At 69.9% G+C, this 23948-nt stretch carries 24 protein-coding genes; 7 read left to right on the top strand and 17 right to left on the bottom strand.

Translation table 11 applies throughout. The features are described 5' to 3' along the window. Positions 1–113: 113 nt before the first annotated feature. Entirely contained in the window at positions 114–434 is a 321-nt protein-coding gene (locus tag J4H85_RS00145) for a hypothetical protein (protein ID WP_208235761.1), read from the bottom strand. A gap of 132 nt (positions 435–566) precedes the next feature. Here J4H85_RS00145 and J4H85_RS00150 point away from each other — a divergent pair, with 132 nt between their 5' ends. Then, entirely contained in the window at positions 567–1049 is a 483-nt protein-coding gene (locus J4H85_RS00150) for a pyridoxamine 5'-phosphate oxidase family protein (RefSeq protein ID WP_208235763.1), read from the top strand. Positions 1050–1633: 584 nt separating this feature from the next. Here the strand turns inward: J4H85_RS00150 and J4H85_RS00155 are convergent. Both J4H85_RS00155 and J4H85_RS00160 read right to left on the bottom strand, forming a co-directional pair. After that, positions 1634–2476, bottom strand: a complete 843-nt coding sequence (locus J4H85_RS00155) for a glycosyltransferase (protein ID WP_208235765.1) — start codon at positions 2474–2476, stop codon at positions 1634–1636. After that, entirely contained in the window at positions 2476–3462 is a 987-nt protein-coding gene (locus J4H85_RS00160) for a glycosyltransferase family 2 protein (RefSeq protein ID WP_208235767.1), read from the bottom strand. Before J4H85_RS00160 ends, J4H85_RS00155 begins: the two co-directional genes overlap by 1 nt. A gap of 95 nt (positions 3463–3557) precedes the next feature. Between J4H85_RS00160 and J4H85_RS00165 the strand changes: the two genes are divergently transcribed. The 3 genes from J4H85_RS00165 to J4H85_RS00175 all read left to right on the top strand — a co-directional run bounded on the left by J4H85_RS00165 (position 3558) and on the right by J4H85_RS00175 (position 7591). Next, entirely contained in the window at positions 3558–4856 is a 1299-nt protein-coding gene (locus J4H85_RS00165) for an MFS transporter (RefSeq protein WP_208235769.1), read from the top strand. Positions 4857–4890: 34 nt separating this feature from the next. Beyond that, a complete protein-coding gene (locus tag J4H85_RS00170; protein WP_208235771.1) occupies positions 4891–5667 on the top strand; it encodes an SDR family NAD(P)-dependent oxidoreductase in 777 nt (258 codons plus the stop codon). A 178-nt stretch (positions 5668–5845) separates the two neighbouring features. Then, positions 5846–7591 carry a thiamine pyrophosphate-binding protein gene (locus J4H85_RS00175; protein ID WP_208235773.1) on the top strand — a complete coding sequence of 582 codons (1746 nt, stop codon included), beginning with the start codon at positions 5846–5848 and terminating at the stop codon, positions 7589–7591. Between the two features lie 5 nt (positions 7592–7596). Here the strand turns inward: J4H85_RS00175 and J4H85_RS00180 are convergent, their stop codons facing one another. Together J4H85_RS00180 and J4H85_RS00185 are read right to left on the bottom strand one after the other, a co-directional pair. Next, positions 7597–9036 carry a sodium:solute symporter family protein gene (locus tag J4H85_RS00180; protein ID WP_208235775.1) on the bottom strand — a complete coding sequence of 480 codons (1440 nt, stop codon included), beginning with the start codon at positions 9034–9036 and terminating at the stop codon, positions 7597–7599. A gap of 76 nt (positions 9037–9112) precedes the next feature. Continuing rightward, positions 9113–9967: a MurR/RpiR family transcriptional regulator gene (locus J4H85_RS00185; protein WP_208235777.1), complete on the bottom strand. Its 855-nt coding sequence runs from the start codon at positions 9965–9967 to the stop codon at positions 9113–9115. Between the two features lie 89 nt (positions 9968–10056). On the opposite strand from J4H85_RS00185, the gene J4H85_RS00190 reads away from it, so the two are divergent. Next, entirely contained in the window at positions 10057–11289 is a 1233-nt protein-coding gene (locus J4H85_RS00190; RefSeq protein ID WP_307863273.1) for a metal-dependent hydrolase family protein, read from the top strand. Between the two features lie 6 nt (positions 11290–11295). Here J4H85_RS00190 and J4H85_RS00195 read toward each other — a convergent pair whose 3' ends face one another. Then, on the bottom strand, positions 11296–11958 hold the full coding sequence (locus J4H85_RS00195) for a 3-oxoacid CoA-transferase subunit B (RefSeq protein ID WP_208235779.1): 663 nt from the start codon (positions 11956–11958) through the stop codon (positions 11296–11298). Then, positions 11955–12662, bottom strand: coding sequence for a CoA transferase subunit A (locus J4H85_RS00200; RefSeq protein ID WP_208237228.1), 708 nt, complete (start codon positions 12660–12662; stop codon positions 11955–11957). Before J4H85_RS00200 ends, J4H85_RS00195 begins: the two co-directional genes overlap by 4 nt. 214 nt (positions 12663–12876) lie before the next feature. On the opposite strand from J4H85_RS00200, the gene J4H85_RS00205 reads away from it, so the two are divergent. Further along, positions 12877–13575 (top strand): IclR family transcriptional regulator, encoded by a 699-nt coding sequence (locus tag J4H85_RS00205; protein WP_243893328.1) that lies wholly within the window; start codon positions 12877–12879, stop codon positions 13573–13575. A gap of 250 nt (positions 13576–13825) precedes the next feature. Here J4H85_RS00205 and J4H85_RS00210 read toward each other — a convergent pair whose 3' ends face one another. Both J4H85_RS00210 and J4H85_RS00215 read right to left on the bottom strand, forming a co-directional pair. Further along, a complete protein-coding gene (locus J4H85_RS00210; protein ID WP_208235781.1) occupies positions 13826–15148 on the bottom strand; it encodes an MFS transporter in 1323 nt (440 codons plus the stop codon). Next, a complete protein-coding gene (locus J4H85_RS00215; RefSeq protein ID WP_208235783.1) occupies positions 15145–16038 on the bottom strand; it encodes a shikimate dehydrogenase in 894 nt (297 codons plus the stop codon). Before J4H85_RS00215 ends, J4H85_RS00210 begins: the two co-directional genes overlap by 4 nt. A gap of 165 nt (positions 16039–16203) precedes the next feature. Between J4H85_RS00215 and J4H85_RS00220 the strand changes: the two genes are divergently transcribed. Then, on the top strand, positions 16204–16857 hold the full coding sequence (locus J4H85_RS00220) for a TetR/AcrR family transcriptional regulator (protein WP_307863276.1): 654 nt from the start codon (positions 16204–16206) through the stop codon (positions 16855–16857). Between the two features lie 19 nt (positions 16858–16876). Here J4H85_RS00220 and J4H85_RS00225 read toward each other — a convergent pair whose 3' ends face one another. The 8 genes from J4H85_RS00225 to J4H85_RS00260 all read right to left on the bottom strand — a co-directional run bounded on the left by J4H85_RS00225 (position 16877) and on the right by J4H85_RS00260 (position 23935). Next, positions 16877–17650, bottom strand: coding sequence for an IclR family transcriptional regulator domain-containing protein (locus J4H85_RS00225; protein ID WP_208235787.1), 774 nt, complete (start codon positions 17648–17650; stop codon positions 16877–16879). Positions 17651–17677: 27 nt separating this feature from the next. After that, positions 17678–18847 carry a thiolase family protein gene (locus J4H85_RS00230; protein WP_208235789.1) on the bottom strand — a complete coding sequence of 390 codons (1170 nt, stop codon included), beginning with the start codon at positions 18845–18847 and terminating at the stop codon, positions 17678–17680. A gap of 4 nt (positions 18848–18851) precedes the next feature. Then, positions 18852–19529 (bottom strand): 3-oxoacid CoA-transferase subunit B, encoded by a 678-nt coding sequence (locus tag J4H85_RS00235; RefSeq protein WP_208235791.1) that lies wholly within the window; start codon positions 19527–19529, stop codon positions 18852–18854. After that, positions 19526–20278, bottom strand: coding sequence for a 3-oxoacid CoA-transferase subunit A (locus J4H85_RS00240; protein ID WP_208235793.1), 753 nt, complete (start codon positions 20276–20278; stop codon positions 19526–19528). Before J4H85_RS00240 ends, J4H85_RS00235 begins: the two co-directional genes overlap by 4 nt. A 397-nt stretch (positions 20279–20675) precedes the next feature. Further along, positions 20676–21119, bottom strand: coding sequence for a thioesterase family protein (locus J4H85_RS00245; RefSeq protein ID WP_208235795.1), 444 nt, complete (start codon positions 21117–21119; stop codon positions 20676–20678). After that, positions 21116–22105, bottom strand: a complete 990-nt coding sequence (locus J4H85_RS00250; protein ID WP_243893285.1) for a 3-hydroxyacyl-CoA dehydrogenase NAD-binding domain-containing protein — start codon at positions 22103–22105, stop codon at positions 21116–21118. The genes J4H85_RS00245 and J4H85_RS00250 overlap by 4 nt, the downstream gene beginning before the upstream one ends. Further along, positions 22102–22998: a beta-keto acid cleavage family enzyme gene (locus J4H85_RS00255; RefSeq protein WP_208235797.1), complete on the bottom strand. Its 897-nt coding sequence runs from the start codon at positions 22996–22998 to the stop codon at positions 22102–22104. The genes J4H85_RS00250 and J4H85_RS00255 overlap by 4 nt, the downstream gene beginning before the upstream one ends. Positions 22999–23050: 52 nt before the next feature. Then, positions 23051–23935 carry a TetR family transcriptional regulator gene (locus tag J4H85_RS00260; RefSeq protein WP_208235799.1) on the bottom strand — a complete coding sequence of 295 codons (885 nt, stop codon included), beginning with the start codon at positions 23933–23935 and terminating at the stop codon, positions 23051–23053. Between the last annotated feature and the right edge of the window lie 13 nt (positions 23936–23948).

Raw genomic sequence — 23948 nt, forward strand, 5'->3', positions numbered from 1 at the left:
GCTCCGCTCAGTCTACAGCCTCCACGGATTTTATCTCGACGTCGAGATATCTGGGATCGGGTACCGTGCGTGGGCCTCCGGGCTTCGCTCGCGACGCTCCGGGCTCCGCCGGATCAGAGATCGCTGAACTTCTCGCGACCCACCCACTCGCGTCCGGCGTCCCCGCCCCACGCGTCCCAGGCGACGCGACCGGGAGACGGGTACCCCTCATCGCCCTGCTGAAACCCTTCGGCGTCGCGATCCACCACGTGGCGCGCGAAGTACTGCTGCATCTTCTTGATGTCCGCTTCGGGCACGGCACGGCGCTCCGCAAGCTGGTGCGCACGATGCTCACCGGTCTCCGTGAACCCCTTGCCCGCCTTCCCCTCGGCGATCCAATCGACGGCGCGCTGCGCCGCCCGGGCGACATCCTGGGGAGGCTCGTGTCCACTCATGGGGTCATTGTGCCAGTCCACCGGGCTGCTGTCACCGGGTATCCCGCTCAGGATCCGCGCCGATAAGCTCGGCACACCCACCGTGCCCGCGAACCATCGTCGGCACGGGAACGACACCTGAGGAGGCACTACATGAGCACATCGGAAGAACTCACGCAGGAGAAAGTCGTCGAGATCATGCGGGACGAGCGCTTCGTCATGCTCTCGACCGCCACGAAGACCGGCAAGATCGTGTCGCACCCCATGACCCCGCAAGAGGTCACCGACGACGCGTCCGTCTGGTTCTTCATCGGACTGCAGGGCGACCAGGCCGATGCGATCCGTGAGAATCCCGAAGTCAACCTCGCCTTCGCCGAGACCGGTTCCTGGCTGTCCGTCGCCGGACGCGCCGAGTTCGTCGAGAACCGCGCCAAGGTCGACGAGCTGTGGGACGGCCAGGTCGAAGCGTACTTCTCGGGCAAGGACGACCCGAACCTCGGCCTGCTGCGCGTGACCGGCGAGTCCGCCCAGTACTGGGGCGTGCCGGGCAACAAGGCTGTCGCGGCCGTCAAGATGCTCGCCTCCAAGGTGCGCGGCGTCGACGGTCCCGGAGTGTCGGGCACCACCGAGCTCTAGCCCGCGAGCGGGGGTCGTCCGGGGTCGTGCCCCGTGGCGGGGTCGTCCGGGGAAACGCCCCTACGGCATACCCCGGACCCGGCCCGACCCGACCCGATTCGGCCTCGAGATTGCGCAAAGTCGCCCTTCGGGCACATCCAAGGGCGACTTTTTGCGCTCTCGACGAGGGTGCGCGCTGGAGTGCCCGGGCCAGAGCGGCCGAGCGGCGCAGGCCGGGCGCGCCGAGCGGCTCAGGGGTTCGCGGCTCGGCGCGGGTAGGGCGCCGGGCGAACTGGTTCGCGCTCACGGGCGCACAGACGCCCCCTCGCGATCGCCGAGGTTGCAGAAATTCACCCTTCAAGCCCGACGAAGCCAGACAAATTGCGCTCTCGGTGAGGCCGGGGCGGGGCCCACCGGGCTGGGCGGGGCTGACGCAGCATCGAGATTGCGCAAAGTCGCCCTTCGAGCCCCGCGAAGCCAGACAAACTGCGCTCTCGGCGACGCACAGGAGCGGGACGCGGGCGCGGGACGCGGGCGCAGACAGGTCGCGGGCGCGGGACGCCGCCGCGGGGACGCGGGCAGGACGCGCAGACGCGGGGCGCGCGCTACTTGTCGCCGGGGAGCCCTCCGCCGATGAACCTGCGGAAGAGGACCCGCTTCACGCCGGCCGGCATCAGCCGGTAGGCGCCCTTCACGACGACATTGCGAAGGTACTGTCCGCGGGTGACGAATCCCATGCGCAGCATCGCTCGCTGCAGGCGCCACTCGGTGCGCGCTTCCGCGAGGCCGCCGCGGCGCTGGAAGGCTCCGGACCCGACGCGGTACTTCAGCAGCGGCTCGGGGATGTTCTCGGCGCGGGCGCCCGACGCGATCACGCGGATGCCGAGCCAGTAGTCCTCCATCTTGCCGAACGGCTCGTACCCGCCGACCGCGGCGATGGTGGACGCGCGGTACATCATCGTCGGATGGTTGAACGGGTTGTGGGTGCGGGCGTGATCCCGAATGCGTTCGCGCCCGACCGGCGGTGTGCGCCGGGCTCCGAGCACCTCGGGGTCGCTCTCGAACTCGACCATGCCGGTGCCCACGAGGTCGGCGCCATCGGCGATGAGTGTCCACTGGCGCTCGAACCGATCGGGGAGGGACACGTCGTCGGCGTCCATACGCGCGATGACCGGGAACCGGCACGCGGCGAGCCCCGCGTTCAACGCTTCGGTGAGGCCGACGTTGCGGGGCAGCCGAATCACGTGCACGGGAACGGGGCTCTCGGCCTCGAGCTCGGCGAGTGCGGCGGCGAGCGGGTCACCGACGGGTCCGTCTTGCACGATGACGACCTCTGACGGGGGCAGCGTCTGCACCCCCACCGAACTGTGGAACGCCAGGCGCACGTGTGCGGCGGTGTCGCCCGCGTACACCGGAAGGAGCAGCGAGAACTCGGCGGCCTCGCTCATCAGCCGACCCTGGCGTGCTCGCGCGCGGTGATGCGTTCGAGTTCGACCATGACGTCGATGGGAACGCCGGTGTTCCGCAGCACGTCTTTCGTCGGACGGGGTTTCGCGGCCCACGCGTCGACCCACCCGCGACGCAAGCAGTCGAGCAGTTGGCCCCGGTGCTTTGCGGCGAGCAGCGTGCGCAGCCAGCGCCGACCGGTCGCCCCGATGTACAGCACCTTCTCCCACCCGTGCAGCGCGTCGCTGCAGCGGAAGACCCAGATCTTGTTGCGCACCTCGTAGTAGAAGCGGGGCCCCGGATCTTGATCGCTCGAGCCGCGGATCTTCGTCTTGTGGGTCACGACCGACTCGGGCACGAAGAGGCCGCGCGCGCCGCGCAGCAGGCGGGCCGAGTACTCGAAGTCGTCGTTCCAGAGGAAGTAGTCGGCGATCGGCAGTCCGACCTCGCGCACGCGCGCGGCGCGGAGGAACGCTGACACGAAGGAGATCGAGCGGATCTCCATGCCCCCGGTCCGCTGCGCGCGCTGCCGCTCGGCGGCCGACGCGCGGATCTTGGACTTCGGGGTGTTCATCGGGTGATCCTGACCGTCGGTCCAGAGGACTCGCGACCCCATGACGGCGAGTGCGTCGCGACCCGACTCGCGGTACCGGTCGTGCGCGTCGAGCGCGGCTTCGAGCGCGGTGGTGGTCGGCACGGTGTCGTCGTCCATGACCCACACCCAGTCCGTTTCGGGATCGGCGACCGCAGCGGCGATGCCCACCGCGAAGCCGCCTGCACCGCCCGTGTTCTTGTCGAGTCGGATGTTGCGCCCATCGGTACCCCAGGCGTCGAGCATCTCGTCGACCACGGCATCGGTGCCGTCGTCGGAAGCGTTGTCGACGACGATCAGCCGGTCGGGACGCCGCGTCTGCGCGGCGAGCGCTTCCAGCGATTCGCGCAGCAGCTCTTTCCGGTTGTACGCCACCAGCACGGCGGTAACACGCATTCAGGCACTCCTCTCAACGCCGTTCGGCGGTCACCTCAGTGTAGGACAGACCTCCGACACGACCCCTGCGCGCTTCGGGTGTAGATTCGGTATCGATGACATCACAGGCGCCCGCGGCTGCGCCTCGCTCGTGGGTTCTGATGTTCGTCGCGGTGTGTCTCGTCGCCGCGAACATGCGGATGACCATCACCGGCGTGGGCCCGCTGCTCGACGACATCGCCGCCGACCGCGGCGTGAGCTCGGCGGCGCTCGGCGCACTCGCCTCGGTGCCGCTCGTCGTCTGGGGCCTGACCTCTCCGCTGGTGCATGGACTGGGGGCACGGCTCGGCGTCTCGCGCGCGGTCACGATCTCTCTCGTGACGCTCGCGCTCGGCACGCTGTGGCGCTCGACGCCCGGCAGCCCGGTGAACCTCTGGGCGGGAACCGCGCTGATCGGCGCATCGCTCGCGGTCGGCAACGTACTGCTGCCCGCCGTGATCAAGCGGGACTTCGGCAACCGTGTTCCGCTCGTGATGGGCGTCTACACGGCGATGCTCGGCGGTATCGGTGCGGTGGGCGCCGGCATCGTCGTGCCGATCGCGCACCTCGATACGGGGTCGGGTGCGCTCGGGGCGTGGGGTGTGGGCACGGAACTGGGGTGGCGAATCGCGCTCCTCTGCACGGCGCTCGCGGTGCCACCGGCGATCCTGGTCTGGGTGATCGCGAGCGCGCCTCGGCGTCGCGGTGAGCCGGTCGCCACCGCGGCTTTCGCACGCGATGCGACCGATGCGATAGACGCGACACCTCGTCCGGCAGCGGCGCCCGCTCGCGGATCGGCCGGGCGCCGCATCTGGCGCGATCCGCTCGCCTGGCTCGTCGCCCTCTATATGGGGACCCAGTCGGGCGCGTTCTACATGATCTCCACCTGGCTCTCCCCGATCGGCATCTCGCACGGGCGCACCCCGCTCGTCGCGGGCATCGACACGATGCTGTACCAGGTGATCGGCGTCGCCGGATCGCTGCTGCTCCCCGTGCTCTTCCGGGGACGCCTCCGCCGCTGGATCCCGGCGCTCATTCCGGTGTGCGTCGCGATCGCGGCGTCGGGCATCGTCCTGCTCCCGGCGGGCATGCCGGTCTGGATCGGTCTCGGCGGTCTCGCTTCGGGCGCATCGCTCAGCACGGCGATCACGCTGATGGCCGTGCGGGCGCGCGACCATGAGGGGGCCAGCGCGCTGTCGGGCATGGCGCAGTCGATCGGGTACACGCTCGCCGCGATCGGGCCGTTCGCCTTCGGCGCGCTGCACGACGTGAGCGGTACCTGGACCGTGCCGCTGGTGCTGGTCCTCGTCGCACTGGGTGCGCAGTTCGCCGCCGGTCTGGCGGTCGGCAAAGAACGGTACGTGCTCGAGGATTGAGGCGACGCACGGGTCCGGCTGGAAGACTGCACCCATGTCTTACACCGCACTCGTCACCGGCGCCTCGGCCGGCCTCGGCGAAGAGATCGCCCGTCAGCTCGCCGCCCTGCGCGTAGACCTCGTGCTCGTCGCGCGCACCGAGCGTCGGCTCGACGCCATCGCGATGCAGTTGCGTCGCTCTCACGGCGTCAGCGTCGAGGTGCTCGCCGCCGATCTCTCGGAGACGTCGGATCTCGAGCGGGTGGCGGCACGCCTCGCGGACGACGACACTCCCGTCGACATCCTCGTGAACAATGCCGGGTTCGGCGTGCTCGCTCCGTTCGAGCGCAGCGACGCGGAAGAGGAACGCCGACTCCACGAGGTCCTCTCCTGGGCGCCGCTCAGACTGTCGCACGCCGCGATTCCCGGCATGCTCGGGCGGGGGCGCGGCTGGATCCTGAACGTTGCGAGCGTCGCAGCCTTCACTCCGACGGGAAGCTACGGAGCGGCGAAGGCCGCGGTCGTGTCGCTGTCGCGATCCCTCCACGCGCGGTACGCCGACTCGGGGGTGCACGTCACGGCGCTCTGCCCGGGACTCCTGCAGACGGAGTTCCACGAGCGCATGGGCCCGCACCTGCCCGCGCTGTCGCGGCTCGCGTTCGCCGACACGCGACGGGTCGCCCGCGAGGGACTCCGCGCCGTGTATCGCGGCTCGCCGGTCGTGAGCGCCGACTGGCGGTATCGCGTGGCGCGCCCGCTGACGTGGATCCTGCCCGATCGTCTGCTCGAGCGCATCTCGGCCGCGGGCGACCACGCCCCGCTCGCGCGGTGAACCGGGCGTCGCAGCCGAGCGCGACCTGACATATACTCGAATCGTCCAGCTCGGTCGCCTCAGCGAGACCGGCCGACAAGGCGCTCGAAAAAGGGGTGCTGCTGCCACGGCGCATCCGCGTCGGCGAGACATACACAGAAACCGTTCTGCTGTATTCCGTCTCTCCGAAGGATCATCGATGCTCCGCACCACCACCCCGACCGTTGCGCGCGCGCTCGCACGCGCCCTCGCCGCCACCGCTGACCACTGCTTCGGCCTCATGGGCAACGGCAACGCCCACCTCATCGACGCCCTCCTCGGCGAGGGGGTCGCGTACACCGCCGTCCGTCACGAGGCCGGAACCGTCGCCGCCGCCGACGCGTACACGCGCGTGTCGGGCCACATCTCGATCGCGACGACGACGTACGGCGCCGGCTTCACCAACGCCCTGACCGCGCTCGCCGAGGCCGAACAGGCGCGTACCCCGCTGCTGCTGGTCGTGGGCGACGTGCCGACCACGGGCGGGCGGCCGTGGGACATCGATCAGGATCGCATCGCCGCCGGGCTCGGGGTGTCGACGTTCCGTGTCGCTGCGGACACCGCCGCGGAGACCGTCGCCGAGGCGGTCGCGGAGGCCGAGCGGTCGCGCCGTCCCGTCGTGATCGGCATCCCGTACGATCTGCCGGCCGCCGCAGTCGCGGAGCCCCGCAGTGCTGCGGAGAACCGCCGCGACCGCGCCGGCGACCCGTCCGTCGCCGATGGCGGGGTCGCCGAAGACGGGGTCGACTTCGGCGGGGGCGACGCCACCGAGATCACGGCCGCCGCGGCTCGGCTCGCCGCCGCCGAACGTCCGCTGATCCTCGCCGGGCACGGTGCGGCGCTCGCGTCGCCGGCCATCGGCGACGACCTCGACGAGCTCGCCGCGCTCCTCGGCGCCCCGACGGCCACGACCGCACTCGCTCGCGGCATCTTTCCGCGCCGGGATTACGACCTCGGAGTGACCGGAGGGTTCGGCAGCGACGCCGCGATGCAGGTCGTCGCCGACGCCGACACCGTGCTCGTGGTCGGGGCCGGCCTGAACCAGTTCACGATGCGTTTCGGCGAGCTGTTCGGCGCGGGGGCCACCGTAATCCGCATCGACGTCGACGCGGTCGCCGCCCCGCGCACCGTCCACGACATCAATGTGCGCACCCTCCGCGGCGATGCGGCCGACACGGTGCGCGCTTTGACGGCAGCCGTGCGCGAGTCCGCTCGGCCGAGCAGCGGATGGCGGGAGCGGCTCGCCGACGCCGTGCCGTTCGCGGTGCGTCGTGCTCCCGCCGACGGGTTCGCCGAGCATGCCGACGGCGTCTGCCCCGACGGACGACTCGACCCGCGCTGCGTCGCCGCACGCATCGGCGCGATGCTGCCGGACGACGCGCACATCACGACCGACGGGGGGCACTTTCTCGGTTGGGCGAGCATGTACTGGCCGGTCCCGTCACCGGAACGGCTCATCATGGTCGGCACGGCGTACCAGACCATCGGTCTGGGGTTTCCGACGGTCGCCGGCGTCGCCGCCGCCAAACCCGACACCACCGTGGTGCTCAGCACGGGCGACGGCGGCGGGCTCATGGCGCTCGCCGACCTCGAGACCGCGATCCGCACCGCTGAGAGCGGGGTGATCGTCGTGTGGAACGACGGCGCCTACGGTGCCGAAGTGCACCTGTACGGGAAGATGGGGCTCGATGACGGCCCCATGCTCATCCCCGACACCGACTTCGCCGGCGTCGCGACGGCGCTCGGCGCAACCGGGGTGCGCGTCACCTCGCTCGCCGACCTCGACGCGCTCACCCGCTGGACCGCTGCGGGCGCCCGCGGCACGATCCTGCTCGACTGCCGCATCTCACGGTCGGTCGTGGCCCCGTACCAGCGCGAGATCCAGCGGGTGAACGGCGTCGGGTAACGCGGTCAGACCCGCGCCGAATCCGGTGTCTCCGTTGCGACCTTCGGCGCCGGGGTCTGGCGCGGCGTGACCAGCGACACGACCACCAGGGTGATCACGGCCACCGGAAGCGCCACGACGACCGATGCGACCTGCTCGCCGGGCCCGAACACCTCCCAGCCGATGGTCGTGATTCCCGCCGCGAGCATCGAGACGATCGCGCCGGCTGCGGTCGCCCGCTTCCAGAACAGCGCCGCGATCACGACGGGGGTGATGGCCGCGCCGTACATCGTGTACGCGTACATCTGCAGTGCGAGCAGCGACGGGAAGAACTGCACCATCACGTACCCGAGCACCGCGACGACCGCAACACCCACCCGGCTCACGAGCAGCTCGCGGCGCTCGGCGCCGGGGCGCTCACGACGTTCGGTGCCGGGGCGGAAGACCAGGTCGTACACGATGTTGCCCGAGCAGGTGAGCAGATACGAGGAACCGGTGGTCACGATGATCGCGAGCGCGGCGGTCAGGATCACCGCGCCGATGATCGCGGGCGTGAACTCGCCCGCAGCGAGGCCGAGAATCGCCATGTCGGGATCCGAGCCGGGGTTGAGGATCGTCGCTCCCGATGCCAGCAGGATGATCGGCGCGACGACGAGCGCGGTGCCGAAGAAGAACACGAGGATCGCCTTGAACGCGGTCGCCGGGTTCTTCGCCGCGCCGATCCGCTGATGCATGTTCTGGTCGCCGAGCACCAGCAGGAACAGCGGCAGGAAGAACCCGAGGATCTGCACGGGGTTCAGCGTGCCGGTGAGTGTGGTGAACGCGGGGTTCAACTGGTTCACGTAGCCGCCGATGCCCCCGAAATCGTTGATGAACACCCACACGAGCGCGGCACCCAGTCCCAGCACTACCAGGATCGACGACAGGAAGTCGGTCCAGGCGACCGACTTCAGTCCGCCCGAGAGCGCGAGGAAGCCGATGAGGACGAGCGCGACCACCGTCCCCTGCACCTCGCTCATCGGTGTGATCAGACTGAAGATGTACCCGGCGCCGGTGAACTGGTACGCGGCGATGCCGATGAAGGCGACGAGCACGACCACCGTGCCGATGACGCTCGTGACGGGTCCGAACCGGGCGCGGAACAGCTCGGGCACGGTGTTGAACGAGTTCTGGCGGATACGCCGCGACATCAGAGCGAGGAAGATGATGCCGACGAACGTCCCCATGAAGAAGAAGATGCCGGGCAGCGGACCGTTCGAGAAGACGAAGCTGGCCCCGCCGATGATGGATCCGGAGCCGACGAAGGTGGCGAGCAGGGTGCCGCCGAGCACGAAGGTCGGGAGCGATCGGCCGGCCATGATGAAGTCGCTGCCGTCTTGCATGGACTTCTTGCGCGAGAACCAGGCGGCGACGACGATCATCAGGACGATGTACGACACGAGAACGACGATGTTGGTCGTGGACATGAATATTCCTCAGGAAGGGGACAGGGTCGTGCCCAGTATGTCTGGACCACGCCCGTTATGCAAAGAATTTTGCAGATTAATCTCCGGCGACGATGCCGAGCTCGCCCCACAACTCGTCGGCTTCGCGCAGGCTGCGCTCCGCACGATCACGGTCGCGGTCGGCGAGCGCGTTCAGCACCGCCTGCACGGCGGAGATCGCCGGGATGGACGACGGGAGGTACCGCGCCCCCTCGCTCGGCACCGTGAGGACGACGTCGGCGAGGCCGACCGCCGGAGTCGTCCGGTCGGCGAAGGCGATGATCGGCACCCCGCGGGCGTGGGCGAACCGCGCCAGCCGCGGAACGATCGCCGCCGTCTTCCAGATGTTGAAGATGACCAGCGTGTCCTGCGGCCCCAGCTTGCGCACCGCGTTCATCTGCGTCGACGCCGAACCGTACGGCAGCTCGAGATCGTACCCCAGCAGCTGACCGTTGTGCGCGAGCACACTCGCCGGGGCCAGGTACGTGCCCGTCGCGAGGACGACGGATCGCCGTGATGACGCCAGTCGTAACGCCGCCCCCGCGACCTGATCCTCGTTCAGGGTCTCCGCCAGCGACTGCAGCGCCCGAGCATCCTGCTGCACCGAGAAGCGGGCTCCGCCCGCAGTACCGCTCGGCGGGTCGGGGGCGAGCACGGCATCGGCCCCCAGCTGCGCGAGGTAGTGACCGCGGTAGTCGAGGATGAAGTCGGGCCAGCCGCGGAACCCGAGGAACTGCGCCGCCCGGGTCACGGTCGCGATGTTCACCTCGGCGAGTTCGGACATCGCCTGCACCGTCGAGAACGCGGCGACCTGCGGGTTCGTGCGGAGCACCTCGACGATGCGCGCCGTCGCCTGCGGCACTCGGCGCCCGTCGACGAGACCGTCGATCCAGCGGGAGAGTTCATCCGTCATGTTTTGCAAAGTCCTTTGCAATTGCCTACCGTGGTGAAGTGAACGCCAGGGACGGCACCCGTCTCGGCGCATGAGCGAAAGGCGATGCAGTGAAACTCGAGGCCCCCACGTCAGCGATCACCAACGTCCGGATCCTCGATCCGGAGACCGAGCGCATCTCCGAACCGACGACCATCCGCGTATCCGGCGATCATATCGCCTCGATCGGCGGCGACAGCGACGGCAGCGATCGCGACGACGTGCTCGACGCCGGCGGACGCATCGCGATGCCGGGGCTGATCGACTGCCACGTGCACGTGCTCGCCAACACCCCCGACCTCGGCAGCCTCGGCGACGAATCGCCGGCGTACCTCACCGCCTGCGCCATCAACACGATGCAGGGCGCACTGCGGCGCGGGTTCACGACGCTCCGCGACGCCGGCGGTGCCGACTTCGGCCTCGCACGGGCGGCGGCCGAGGGACTGTTCGTCGCACCCCGACTGTTCTTCGGCGGCAAATCACTCTCGCAGACCGGTGGTCACGCAGACATGCGGGCTCCCGGCGCGACAGTGGTCGACAACCACCAGTGCTGCCCGCACATCGGCATGGTCTGCGACGGCGTCGACGAGGTCAGGCGGGGTGCGAGGCAGCAGTTCCGCACCGGCGCAGATCACCTGAAGCTCATGCTGTCCGGCGGCGTCGCCTCCCCCACCGACCGCGTCGACTCCACCCAGTTCTCCGACGACGAGATCCGCGCCGCCGTCGAGGAGGCCGAGGCCGCGAACCGGTACGTGCTCGGGCACGCCTACACGGCCCGTGCGATCAACCGCGGGCTGCGCCTCGGCGTCCGCTCGATCGAGCACGGCAACCTGCTCGACGACGAGACGGTCAGACTGTTCGTCGAGCACGACGCCTTCCTCGTTCCCACCCTCGTCACCTACCAGCGGCTGAAGGCCGACGGCGCGCGCCTCGGCCTGCCCCCGGCGAGCCAGCAGAAGGTCGATGACGTCTTGGGCGCCGGACTCGCCGCGCTGCAGCTCGCCGACGCAGGTGGGGTGAACATCGCGTACGGCTCCGATCTGCTCGGCGAGATGTGGCACCACCAGAGTCGTGAGTTCGAGATCCGTGCACAGGTGCAGTCGGCCGGTGCGATCCTGCGGGGAGCGACCACGGTGGCGGCGCGTCTGCTCCAGTCCGAGGGCGAACTCGGCGTGCTCGCCGAGGGCGCGCGCGCCGACCTGCTGCTGCTCGACGCGAACCCGCTCGACGACGTCACGGTCCTCGCACGGCCGGAGGACAGCATTCACCGGGTGATCAGCCGAGGCGCGGTCGTCGCCTCCTGACCGCGGTCACCTGGCCGGATCCGGAGGCACGTCGAGCTCGACGCTGAACGGGGCACCGGTGCACGCCCGGATGTCCTCCGCGTCGAGTCCCGGAGCGACGCGTCGCAGGACGAGCGCGTGGTCGACGATGTCGAACACGGCCCGATCGGTGATGATGCGGTCGACGACTCCCGCCCCGGTGAGGGGCAGCTCGCACTGCGCGACGATCTTCGGGGTGCCGTCCTTCGCGACGTGATCGGTGATGACGATGACCCGAGGAGCACCGGCGACGAGGTCCATCGCGCCGCCCATGCCCTTCACGAGTTTGCCCGGGATCGTCCAGTTCGCGAGGTCCCCGTTGCCCGCGACCTGCAGCGCGCCGAGAATCGCGGTCTGCACGTGCCCGCCGCGGATCATGGCGAACGAGGTCGCCGAATCAAAGATGCTCGCGCCCGGCGCGAGGGTGACCGTCTGCTTGCCCGCGTTGATGAGGTCGGCGTCCTCGTCGCCGTCGAGCGGGAACGCCCCCATGCCGAGGATCCCGTTCTCGCTCTGCAGGTGCACGTGCATCCCGGGCGGCAGATGATTCGCGACGAGCGTCGGGATCCCGATCCCGAGGTTCACGTACTGCCCGTCCTCGAGTTCGGCCGCGGCGATCGCGGCCATGTCATCCCGGTTCCACACGGTCATGCCCCTTCCCGCTCACGCACGGTGCGCTTCTCGATGTCTTTCGCCGGATCCTCGACCACGACCGTGCGCTGCACGAACACCCCTGGGGTGTCGATGCGCTCAGGGTCGAGGAAGCCGTCGTGCAGGTGCTCCACCTCGGCGACCGTCACGCGGCCCGACATCGCCGCGAGCGGGTTGAAGTTGCGCGCGGTGAGGCGATACCGCAGGTTCCCCTCGGCATCGCCGGCGTGCGCCCGCACCAGGGCGAGATCGGCGACGATGCCGCGCTCGAGGATCGCGCGCCGACCGTCGAACTCGGCCTCCGGCTTGCCGTCGGCGATCGGCGTGCCCACTCCGGTGGGGGTGTAGAACGCGGGGATCCCGGCTCCCCCGGCGCGCAACCGCTCGGCAAGGGTGCCCTGCGGCACGAACTCGACCGCCAGCGTGCCATCGAGGTACTGCGAGGCGAAGAGCTGGTTCTCGCCGACGTACGAGGCGAGCACACGAGAGACCTGCTGATTCTCGAGCAGCAGCCCGAGTCCCTTCCCGTCGACGCCCATGTTGTTCGACACGATCGTCAGATCCGTCACCCCCGTGTCGCGGAGTGCGCGGATGAGGTTCATCGGAATACCGCAGAGACCGAACCCGCCGACCGCGATCGTCATGCCGTCGCGCACGATTCCGTCGAGCGCATCGACCGCGCTGGCTCTGAGCTTCTCGGCCATCATCGGCCTCCTCTCGGTGCGCCGCATCAGTGCGTCCATCATGCGGGCCGGTGTTCCGTCGTGCTCGAGCGTATCCGCCAGCGCGTTCTGGGGCTCTCGGAGCAGCGGTTCTGCTCGCTGTGCGAGCAACGATCCTGGTATCGTCCACCATGTGGACGCCGGGACGCAGGTGGTGAGCAAGGTGGGTGCGGTGCTGCGCGCGCTCAGCGCGACGATGCCCGACGGCGCCGGGACCACGACCGTCGCATCCCGCACCGGGATCACCCGTCCCACCGCGCACCGCCTGCTCACCGCACTCGTCTCCGAAGGGTTCGTGGACCGGGATCAGCAATCCGGTCGGTGGCTCCTCGGCCCCGAGCTGTACCTCATGGGCGCCGTCGCGGCTGACCGCTACGACATCACCGACCTCGCCCGCGAACACCTGCAGTCGCTCGCCGAACTCACGGGCGAGAGCGCGTTCCTCTCGGCGAGCCGCGGGGACGAGAGCGTCTGCCTGTCGCGGCGGGACGGCAGCTTCCCGATCCGATCGTTCGTCCTGTACGAGGGCAAGCGGTTTCCGCTCGGCGTCGCCTCGGCCGGCGCCGCGATGCTCGCCTTCCAGTCAGACGCCTGGATCGAACAGTACCTGGAACGCGCGCCACTCGAAGCCGAGCACGGCGCCGCGCACGCCCCCGACGCCGTGCGGGAACGCATCGCCGAAACCCGGCGACTCGGCTACGCCGTGAACCCGGGACTCATCGTCGAAGGCAGCTGGGGCCTCGGCGCCGCCGTCTTCGACCCCGCCGGGAAACCGGCGTGGGCGCTCAGTCTCACCGGGATCGAATCCCGATTCACCCCCGCACGGCGCGGGGAGCTCGGACGCCTGCTCCTGCAGCACGCCCACCGGTTGACAGAACGCCTCCGCGGGCGGTGAGCGCCCGGTGTCGGGCGGCGGGCTCGGCGCCCGACACCCGGCCGCCCGCGTCCGCCGCCCGTGTCCTGCCGCTCCCGCCCTGGAGTGCGGGATTCTGTGCGCTATTCGCCGGGATAGGGCACAAAACCCCGCACACCCCGAGCCCGCAGTGGGTCAGGGGCGCGCGGGGCGGGGCCGGGCGGGAGGGGACGGACGGGGCAGAACCGAGCCACCCCGCCCGGCCCGGCCGCCCGCGACCGCCGCCCGGGCCCTACGCGACGACCTTCACCCCGAGGGTCTCGGTCGGCACGTCCTTCGTCTCCTTCGCCGTGAGTGCCGCAGCGGTGACGACGAGGCAGATGATGCCGGTGAAGATGGAGATCGGCACCCATCCGCCCTCCTGCGCCCCGCCGAACGCGGCGACGATGGAGGGAGCGAACCCGGCCATCAGGAACCCGAGCTGGGTGCCGATGGCCATGCCCGAGAAGCGGACGCGCGCGGTGAACATCTCCCCGTAGAACGAGGGCCACACGGCATTCGCCGCAGCGTACCCGCACGAGAAGGTGAGCACCGCGAGCACGAACACGAGCAGCGTATTGTCGCCGGTCATCGACAGCATGTAGAAGGGCATGAAGACCGCGGACGAGATCGCGCCGTAGATGAAGACGGGCTTGCGGCCGATCCGGTCGGCGAGCATCGCGAAGAGGGGCTGCGTGCCGAGCGCCACGATGTTCGCCACGACGACGAGCCAGAGCGTGATGCTCTCGGCGAGGCCGACGGCGACACCGTAGGCGATCGCGAGGTTGCCGAACACGGTGGAGACCGCGGCGACGAACGCGCAGAGCACGACGCGCAGCACATCGCGCCAGTGGTCGCGCATCAGCGGGATGAGCGGGATCTTCGCGATCTCGCCCGATGCCTTCGCATCCTGGAAGGTGGGGGTCTCGTGGAGCGTGCGGCGAATGTAGAAGGTGACGAGCACGACCACAGCGCTCAGCCAGAACGGAATGCGCCACGCCCACTCGTACTTGAACGGGTTGTCATCGTCGAGCAGGGTCACGGGCAGGAACGCGAACGCGGCAAGAATCTGACCACCCTGCGTGCCGGTGAGGGTCCACGACGTGAAGAAGGAGCGCCGGTTGTCGGGAGCGTGCTCGAGCGAGAGCGACGATGCTCCGGCTTGCTCGCCGGCCGCCGACAGTCCCTGCATGAGTCGGCAGAGCACGAGCAGGCCCGGCGCGAGCCAGCCGATCTGCTCGAACGTCGGCAGACAGCCGATCAGGAAGGTGGCGACGCCCATGAGCACCAGTGTGAACATGAGCACGCGCTGCCGGCCGATCCGGTCGCCGAAGTGGCCGAGGATCACGGCGCCGATCGGGCGGGCGATGTACGCGAAGCCGAAGGTCGCGAGCGACATGACGAGCGCCGCGTCGTCTCCGCTCGGGAAGAAGATGCGCGGGAAGATCAGTGCGGCGGCCGTGCCGAAGATGAAGAAGTCGTAGTACTCCACGGCGCTGCCCATGAAGCTGGCGAGTGCCGCTCGCACCGGTGTCTTGCGCGGCTCCAGTGATTCCGCGGTTCGGGTGTCGGTCATGATCGCTCCTTCGTGGTGTGATCGGCCCCTTCATCCTCGATGAGGCCCTGGAAATGCTGGTGCATCCGCTCGATGTCCGGTTCGCGTCCGGTCACGAGACGGAACGTGTCGGCGGCCTGACCCACGGCCATGCGTCCGCCGTTGAGGGTGCGGCACCCCCGCTCCCGCGCCGCCGCCAGCAGCGCGGTGTCGAGGGGCCGGTAGACGATGTCGGCGACCCAGTGCGTCTCGCGCAGGAGGTCGGGGTCGAACGGCAGACCCGGATGCTGGTGCATGCCGATCGGCGTGCACTGCACGACACCGTCGGCGGCGGCGAGGTGCTCCGGGAGTTCGGCGGGCGTGCCGCTCGCGACGTGGGCGCCGTGCCGCGCTGCGACCTCGTCCGCCAGAGCGGTGGCGCGCTCGGCATCGACGTCGATGATGCTGAGCTCGCGGGCGCCGAGGCGCAGGAGCGCGTCGGCGACGGCGGATCCCGCCCCACCCGCACCCACTTGGACGACGCGCTCGGTGCGCGCCCCGGGCAGGCCCTCGCGCATCGCGTGCTCGAAGCCGGTCGTGTCGGTGTTGGACCCGACGCGCCCCTCGGGGGTGAAGCGGACCGTGTTCACGGCACCGACGGCCGAGGCGGTCTCGTCAAGTCGGTCGAGCAGCGGGATCACCGCGATCTTGCACGGATGCGTGATGTTGAGCGCGTCGAACCCGAGGCGCTCGGCCCAGTCGAGCATGTCGGGGAGCGCATCGGGGGTGAGGCCGAGGGCGTCGAGTGCGAGCGGCCGGTACACGAGCGCGAGTCCGTGGGCTCGGGCTTCGGCCATCTGCATCGCGGGGGTGAGCGACGGCAGCACACCGTCGCCGATGAGCCCCATCGCATACGCGTGCTCCACTGCCATCGTGCTCCCGTCATTGCGAGTCTTCAGTGCTCAGTCGCACTCCGAACCATCCGGTAATGTACTCACCGGTACGTACATCATGCAATCGCTCCGAACGGTTGTCAAATGGAGCGGCTGGAGTACGACTCGCTTGCACCCGCCCCACCAACCCGGAATGATGGCCGTGTGGCAGAGAACGGCGTGAAACGGCGGGACGCTGCGCGAACCCGGGCCGAGTTGCTCGCGGAGGCGACGGCGGCCTTCGCCGCAGGCGGGTACACGGGCACGGGCGTCGACGAGATCGCCGAGCGCGCGAACACCACGAAGCGCATGATCTACTACTACTTCGGCAGCAAGGAGCAGCTGTACCTCTCGGTCCTCGAGAACGCGTACCGCGGTATCCGCGAGGCGGAGCAGAAACTCGAAGTGGACGGCCTCGCCCCCGTCGAGGCACTGCGTCGCCTGGCAGTGCTCACCTACGACCACCACCTCGCCCACGAGGATTTCATCCGCCTCGTCGCCATCGAGAACATTCACCGCGGCAGGTTCATCGGTCAGATCGAATCGCTGCGGGAGCTCAATGCGCCGGCCCTCGACCTGCTCGACCAGCTGCTCGAGCGCGGGCGCGAGGCCGGCGACTTCCGCACCGATGTCGGCGCCCTCGACGTCCACCTGCTCATCAGCTCGTACTGCGTCTTCCAGGTCGCGAATCAGCACACCTTCGGCCACCTCTTCGGTACCGACCTGCAGGATCCGGATCGTCGCCCCCACCTGCGCGCGATCATCGGCGACGTCGTCGTCGCGTGGCTGACGCGGGGCGTCGACACCGCCGCCCGCTGAACCGCCAATCGCGGACGGGTCAGAGCAACCGCAGGTCCGCCTCGATCGCGGCGGCGGTCGCGAGCGCACGCGGCAGGTGAACCTCGTGCACGAGATCGACGGTGTCGCGCGTGGCGCTCATCGAGACGTTCACCGCGGCCACGACGCTCCCGTCACGGCCGCGCACGGGCACCGCGACGGACCTGAGTCCGAGTTCGAGTTCGCCATCGACGATCGCCCACCCCTGTTCGCGCACGCGCGCGAGTTCCCCGATGATCGTCTCGACATCGGTCGTGGTGCGGTCGGTGAGCGGGTGCGGCGGGTGCTCCGCGAGCAGCGCGCGCACGTCGCGCTCGGACAGATGGGCGAGCAGCACCCGGCCCATACTCGTGACCGCGGCCGGGAAGCGGGTGCCGATCGTGATCCCGATCGACATGATGCGCCGGGTGGGCACACGTGCGACGTACACGATCTCCGGCCCGGCGAGCACGGCAGCCGACACCGACTCGCCGACCTCGCGCGAAAGACGCTCGAGGTGCGGCTGCATCGTCTCGGGCAGCGAGAGGGCCGACAGGTAGCTGAACCCGAGCTCGAGCACCCGCGGCGTGAGCGCGAAGCGGCGATCGTCCGCACGCACGTAGCCGAGCGACTCGAGGGTGCGCAGGAAGCGGCGCGCCGCGGCTGGTGAGACCTCGGCACGGCGCGACACCTCGCTCAGCGTGAGCGACGGGTGTTCGGCGTCGAACGCGCGGATCACGGCGAGGCCGCGCGCGAGCGACTGCACGAAGTCCGTGTCGCGAGGCTCCTCGGTCATCGGACTCTCCCCTGACGGCGCACGCGCCTACCGCTCGAGCACGACGGCGAGGCCCTGGCCGACGCCGATGCAGATCGCGGCCACCGCGACACCACTGCCGCGACGACGCAGCTCCTGCGCGGCGTGACCGATGATGCGCCCGCCCGAGGCACCCAGGGGGTGCCCAATCGCGATCGCGCCGCCGTGGATGTTGAGCCGCTCCGGGTCGAGCTCCGGCCATCCGGCGAGGCACGCGAGCGACTGCGACGCGAACGCCTCGTTGAGCTCGACGAAGTCGACATCGGCCCACGTCTTTCCGGCACGCGCGAGGGCGCGGTTCGCGGCTTCGATGGGAGCGATCGGAAACTGGTCCGGATCCACACCGTGCGCCGCGCGACCGATGACGCGGGCGAGCGGTTCGGCATCGACCGCCCCTTCGCCTCCCAGCAGCACCGCTGACGCGCCATCGTTGATCGAGGACGCATTGCCCGCGGTCACCGTGCCGTCCGCGGCGAACAGCGCTTTCAGCCCGGCGAGCTTCTCGATGGACGTAGTGTCGCGGATCCCCTCATCGCGGGCCAGCTCGACCCCGGGCACCTGTACGATCTCGGCATCGTAGCGGCCGGCGGCCCACGCCTCGGCAGCCAGGCGATGCGATCGCACCGCGAACGCGTCCTGCGCCTCACGGCCGATCCCCCACTCCTGCGCGATCTTCTCGGCGGACTCGCCGTTCGAGATCGTCCAGTGCTGCGGCAGCGCCCGATTGGTCATGCGCCAGCCGATCGAGGTGTTCCACATGGTCTGGTTGCCGACGGCCGGCCACGGCTTCGCGGACTTCTCGACCACGAACGGGGCGCGGCTCATCGACTCGACCCCGCCGGCGAGGATCACATCGGCATCGCCGGATTCGATCGCGCGCGACCCTTGAATCACCGCTTCGACCGAGGACGCGCACAGCCGGTTCACGGTCGTACCGGTCACGGTGGTCGGGAATCCCGCGAGCAGGGCGCCGAACCGCGCGACGTTGCGGTTGTCCTCGCCCGCCTGGTTCGCATCGCCGAAGATCACATCGTCGATGCGCGCCGGGTCGAGACCGGTTCGCTCGACGGTCGCGCGCATCACCGTTGCGGCGAGGTCATCGGGGCGGACGCCGGAGAGCGCTCCGCCCCCGCGCCCGAACGGCGTGCGGACGGCGTCGTAGATGAAGGTTGCGGTCATGGGTCTATGCTTCCGTCTCGGTCGTCGTGCCGGTCGCGTCGGTGGCGTCGGTCAGGTTCAGTCCGGTGAGCTGCGCGAGTGCGTCGATCGTCGTGTCGCCGAAGAGCTCGCGCACCGCGAATCCGTCGGGGGTGACGTCGAAGATCGCGTGGTCAGTGTAGACGCGGGAGACGCAGCTCACGCCGGTCAACGGATAGGTGCAGGCCTCGACGAGCTTCGACTCCCCCTGCTTCGTCAGCAGGTCGGTCATGACATAGACGTCTTTCGCGCCGATCGCGAGGTCCATCGCGCCGCCGACGGCGGGGATCGCACCGGGCGCACCGGTCGACCAGTTGGCGAGGTCGCCCGTCTCCGAGACCTGGAACGCGCCGAGCACGCAGACATCCAGGTGCCCGCCGCGCATCATGCCGAACGAGTCGGCGTGGTGGAAGTACGCGGCTCCGGGGCGCGCGGTCACGGCCTGCTTGCCCGCATTGATGAGGTCGGGATCGACGAGCCCGGCCTCGGGCGCACCCCCCATGCCGAGCATGCCGTTCTCGGTGTGCAGGATGATCTCCTCATCCTCGGGGAGATAGTTGGCGACGAGCGTCGGGGCGCCGATCCCGAGATTCACGATCGCGCCCTCCGGGATGTCCGCGGCGATGCGCTGCGCCAGCTCCTGGCGGGTGATGCGGGTCGTCATGCCGTCGCCTCCTCGGCGTTGTCGGTGAGCGGGGTGCCCTCGAGATCGACGCCGCCGACGAATGCGCCGTCGCGCAGCCAGCGCCGCTCGCCGACCGCGACCACCCGGTCGACGAAGATGCCAGGGGTCACGACCGATTCGGGATCCAGGTCGCCGAGCTCGACGAATCCGTCGACCTGGGCGACCGTCGTCGTCGCCGCGGTCGCCATGATCGGACCGAAGTTGCGGGCCGTCTCGCGGTAGACGAGGTTGCCCCACCGGTCGGCCGTGCGGGCGCTGATGAGGGCGTAGTCGGCGCGGATCGGGTACTCGAGCACGTAGTGCGTGCCGTCGATCTCGCGCACCTCTTTGCCTGCGGCGAGCGCCGTCCCGTATCCGGTGGGGGTGAAGAACCCGCCGACGCCTGCACCGGCGGCGCGGATGCGCTCCGCCAGGTTGCCCTGCGGAACGAGTTCGAGTTCGATGGCGCCCTCGCGGTAGAGGCCGTCGAACACCCAGGAATCGCTCTGCCGGGGGAACGAGCAGATGATCTTGCGGACGCGCCGCTTCGCGAGGAGCGCCGCGAGACCGACGTCGCCGTTGCCCGCGTTGTTGTTCACGATGGTGAGGTCGGTGGCGCCCTGTTCGATGAGGGCGTCGATGAGCTCGACGGGCTGACCGGCACGGCCGAACCCGCCGATCATCACCGTGGCCCCGTCGGGGATCCCCGCCACGGCCTCGGCCTCTGACGGGACGGTCTTGTCGATCATCCGCACCTCCCGGGTGAGTGCTCCCGAATATTTCGCTCTGCGAAAGCAACTTCGCTTGTCGAAATCAGGATACACGCGCGGATGCGACGCGGCTACCCCTCGACGGCGGCGGGGGCCGCGTCGAACACCGAGACGGTCCCCCGGTCGCCGTCCACCGCACCACGCCGAGATCGCGCAAACGCGCCTTTCGTGCCTCCGCAAGCCAGACGAACTGCAATCTCGGCGACGTGAAGCGGGGCGGGACGCAGGGCGGGACGCAGGGCGGGACGCAGGGCGGGACGCAGGGCGGGACGCAGGGCGGGACGCAGGGCGGGACGCAGGGCGGGACGCAGGGCGGGACGCAGGGCGGGACGCAGGGCGGGACGAGCCCGCCCCGCCCCGACCCGCCCCGGGGCGCTCAGCCGATGGCGCGCCCCACCCATTCGAGGGCGCGGGTCCCGGAGAGCTCGGCGATGCGGCCCGCCACATCGTGGGGGAACGGCGCAGTCGCCGCCGGCTGCCCCGCCACGTGCAGACACATGAGCTCTTCGGTGGCGACGAGCTCACCGTCCACCCGCATCTCATGCGCGAGGTGCAGCTTCTTCGCACCGGCGGTGACGATCGTCGAGGTGATCTCGACTTCGGCGCCGAGTGCGACCTCCCGCAGATACCTCACGTGCGCCTCCACGGTGTAGAGCGACGATCCGGTGCGCGAACGAGCGTCGGCGTCGAGACCGATGCCGTCCATGACCTGGTCGGTCGCATATCCGAAGAGGAGCACGTAGAACGCTTCGGAGAGGTGCCCGTTGTAGTCGATCCAGTCCTCGACGATCGCTGCGCGATACACGGGGAGGGCGGTCACGCGGTGCTCCCGCCCAGGTGCTGCATGACCTTGCGGATCGCGATGATCGCCTGGTCCCGCTCCGCGACGAGGTCGGCGACGGTCCGCCCGTCGGCCTCATCGTCGCACCCGGCGACGACCGAGTCGCGCAGCTCGGGCGTGAGCTCGGGGGCCTCGAGTCGGGTCCACGGGGACTTCAACGACGGCCCGAAGTGGTCGAGCATGTGCGCCATCCCCCCGGGACCCCCCGCGAGGTGGAACGTGAGCATCGGACCCTGCGCAGGCCAGCGGAGTCCCGGCCCGTCGACGATCGAGCGGTCGATCTGGTCGACCGTGGCCTCGCCGTTCGCGATCATGTGGAGGGCTTCCCGCCAGAGCGCCTCCTGCAGGCGGTTCGCGATGAACCCTGGCACCTCGCGGTCCATCGTGATGACGGACTTGCCGATGTGCTCGTACCACTGCGACGCCCACTCCACGGCTTCCGGGGCGGTGCGCTCGCCGCCGACGACCTCGACGAGTGGAATGAGGTACGGCGGGTTGAACGGGTGCCCCACGACGAGCCGTTCGGGGTGCTCCGCTTCCAGCGCCATCTCGGTCATCGAATAGCCCGACGTGGACGAGGCGATGATCGCCTCGGGCGGCGCCGCGGCGTCGATCTCGGCGAGCAGTCGTCGCTTCATCTCGAGGACTTCGGGAGCGTTCTCCTGCACGAACTGCACCCCGTCGAGCGCTTCGGCGAGGTCGCTGTGCACGCTGATGTTCTCGGGGTCGGCGCCCTCGGCGAGACCGAGCTGGGTGAGCGCCGGCCACGCGGCGGCGATCAGTGCCCGCACCCGCTCCGCGGCGTCCGGCGCCGGATCCCACGCCCGCACGCGGTAGCCGCGCGCCAGGAAGTAGGCGGCCCAGCCGCCGCCGATGGTGCCGATGCCGACGCAGGCGACGGTGCGGATGTCGTCCATGCGCGGGGGCGGGGTGCCGAGCACCGCGGGGTTCGCTGCGGTCGTCATCGGTGTCCTCCGTTGCGCTCGATCTGCAGGATGTCGCGCGCCTGGTCGGGCGTCGCCACCGTCTCACCGAGGTCCCCGATGATGCCGGCGGCGCGCTCGACGAGCTGCGCGTTGGTCGCCTTGACGCCTTTGCTGAGGTACAGGTTGTCCTCGAGTCCGACGCGCACGTGGCCGCCGAGCAGCACCGACTGGGCGACCCACTTCATCTGGTTGCGTCCGAGCGCGAACGAGGTGAACTCGGCGCCCTCGGGGAGCAGGTTCACCATCGCGTGCAGCAGACCCGTGTCGGCGGGCGCTCCGTACGGGATCCCCATGCAGAGCTGGTACAGCGGCGGCGGCGCGAGGAGCCCCTCCTCGACCATGACGTTCGCGAACCAGAGCTGACCGGTGTCGAAGATCTCCATCTCCGGTTTCACCCCGAGTTCGCGGATGCGGGCCGCGCCCTCGCGCAGCATGTCCGGGGTGCTCACGTAGAGCTGGCTGCCCTCGCCGAAGTTCAGCGATCCGCAGTCGATCGTGCACATCTCGGGCCGCAGCTCCTCCACGTGCGACAGCCGCTCGAGGCCGCTCACGAGGTCGGTACCCGGCAGGTGCGTCGTCGGGTTCGACGGGTCGACGAAGAGGTCGCCGCCCATGCCGGCGGTGAGGTTGATGACGGGATCGACGTCGCTCTCGCCGACGAGGCGCACGACCTCGCGGTAGAGCGCGTTGTCGCGCGAACCCTGGCCCGTCTCCACGTCGCGGACGTGGATGTGGACGACCGAGGCTCCGGCTCGGGCCGCGGCGATCGCGTCTGCGGCGATCTGCTCGGGCGTCACGGGCACATGCTCGCTCTTGCCCGTCGTGTCTCCGGCCCCCGTGAGGGCGCAGGTCAGGATGACTGGACGACTCATGGTGTCTTCCCCTTTCCGATGCGGGTGGTCGATCGGATCGAGGAAGTCTGCCTCAATCCGGTGGTGTGTGGGCGACGATGGTGCGGTCGATGCAGCGGTGCACCTGGTCGCGCATCTCGTCGGCGCTGATCAGGCCGACCAGTACCTTGATGCCGAATCCATCGATGAGCCCGGTAAGCATCATCGCGGCGTCGCGGAGCGACGGGAACGCGAACGCTCCCGCATCGAGCCCCTCGGCCAGCACGTCCTCGACGGTGCGGTACCACCTGCCGTACGCCTGCGCGTGATCCTCTTCGGACATCGCTCCGACGACCACGGCGCTCCAGCTCTGCAGCCAGATGCCCCACTCGGTCGTCAGTTCGGCCCCGGTCGGCAGCTGCAGCTCGACGAGGTGTTTGAGTCGATCGGCGTGCGCCTCCCCCGGAGCGAGCGTCGCGACCTGCCGGTCGAATGCGCGCTTCACCGAGTAGCGCAGGCACTCGCCGAAGAGTTCCCGCTTGCTCGCGAAGTGGTAGTGCACGGCAGCGCTGCTCACCCCGCACCGCGCCGCGATCTCCGCGATGCTCGTGCCATGCAGCCCGCGTTCGCCGAAGAGGTGCCAGGCCGCGTCGAGAATCTCGAGGCGCTTCTGCACACGGTCCGGCGTATCCGCGATGCGCCCGGGAAGGATCGCCGGGTGCGGCGCGGCGGAGGGCCCGTCGGCCGAGTCCGAGCCGGTCATCAGCCAGTTGACGGTGACGCCGGCCGCCGTCGCGATGCCGATCAGTTCGTCCGGTGTGAAGCGCCGGGTGCCGCGCAGCGACTTCGAGAGCTTGGTCTCCTCCATGCCGACCCGTCGCGCGACCTCGCGCTGCGGGATGCCGGAGTCGGCGATGCTGTCGCGCACTCGCAGCCGCAACTCCCGGGAGGTCTCGGACTCCTGCCGCTCTCGTGCCACAGTCTGCATCGTA

Origin of the sequence: Leucobacter tardus, assembly GCF_017583045.1 — a bacterium.
Lineage (GTDB): Bacteria > Actinomycetota > Actinomycetes > Actinomycetales > Microbacteriaceae > Leucobacter > Leucobacter tardus.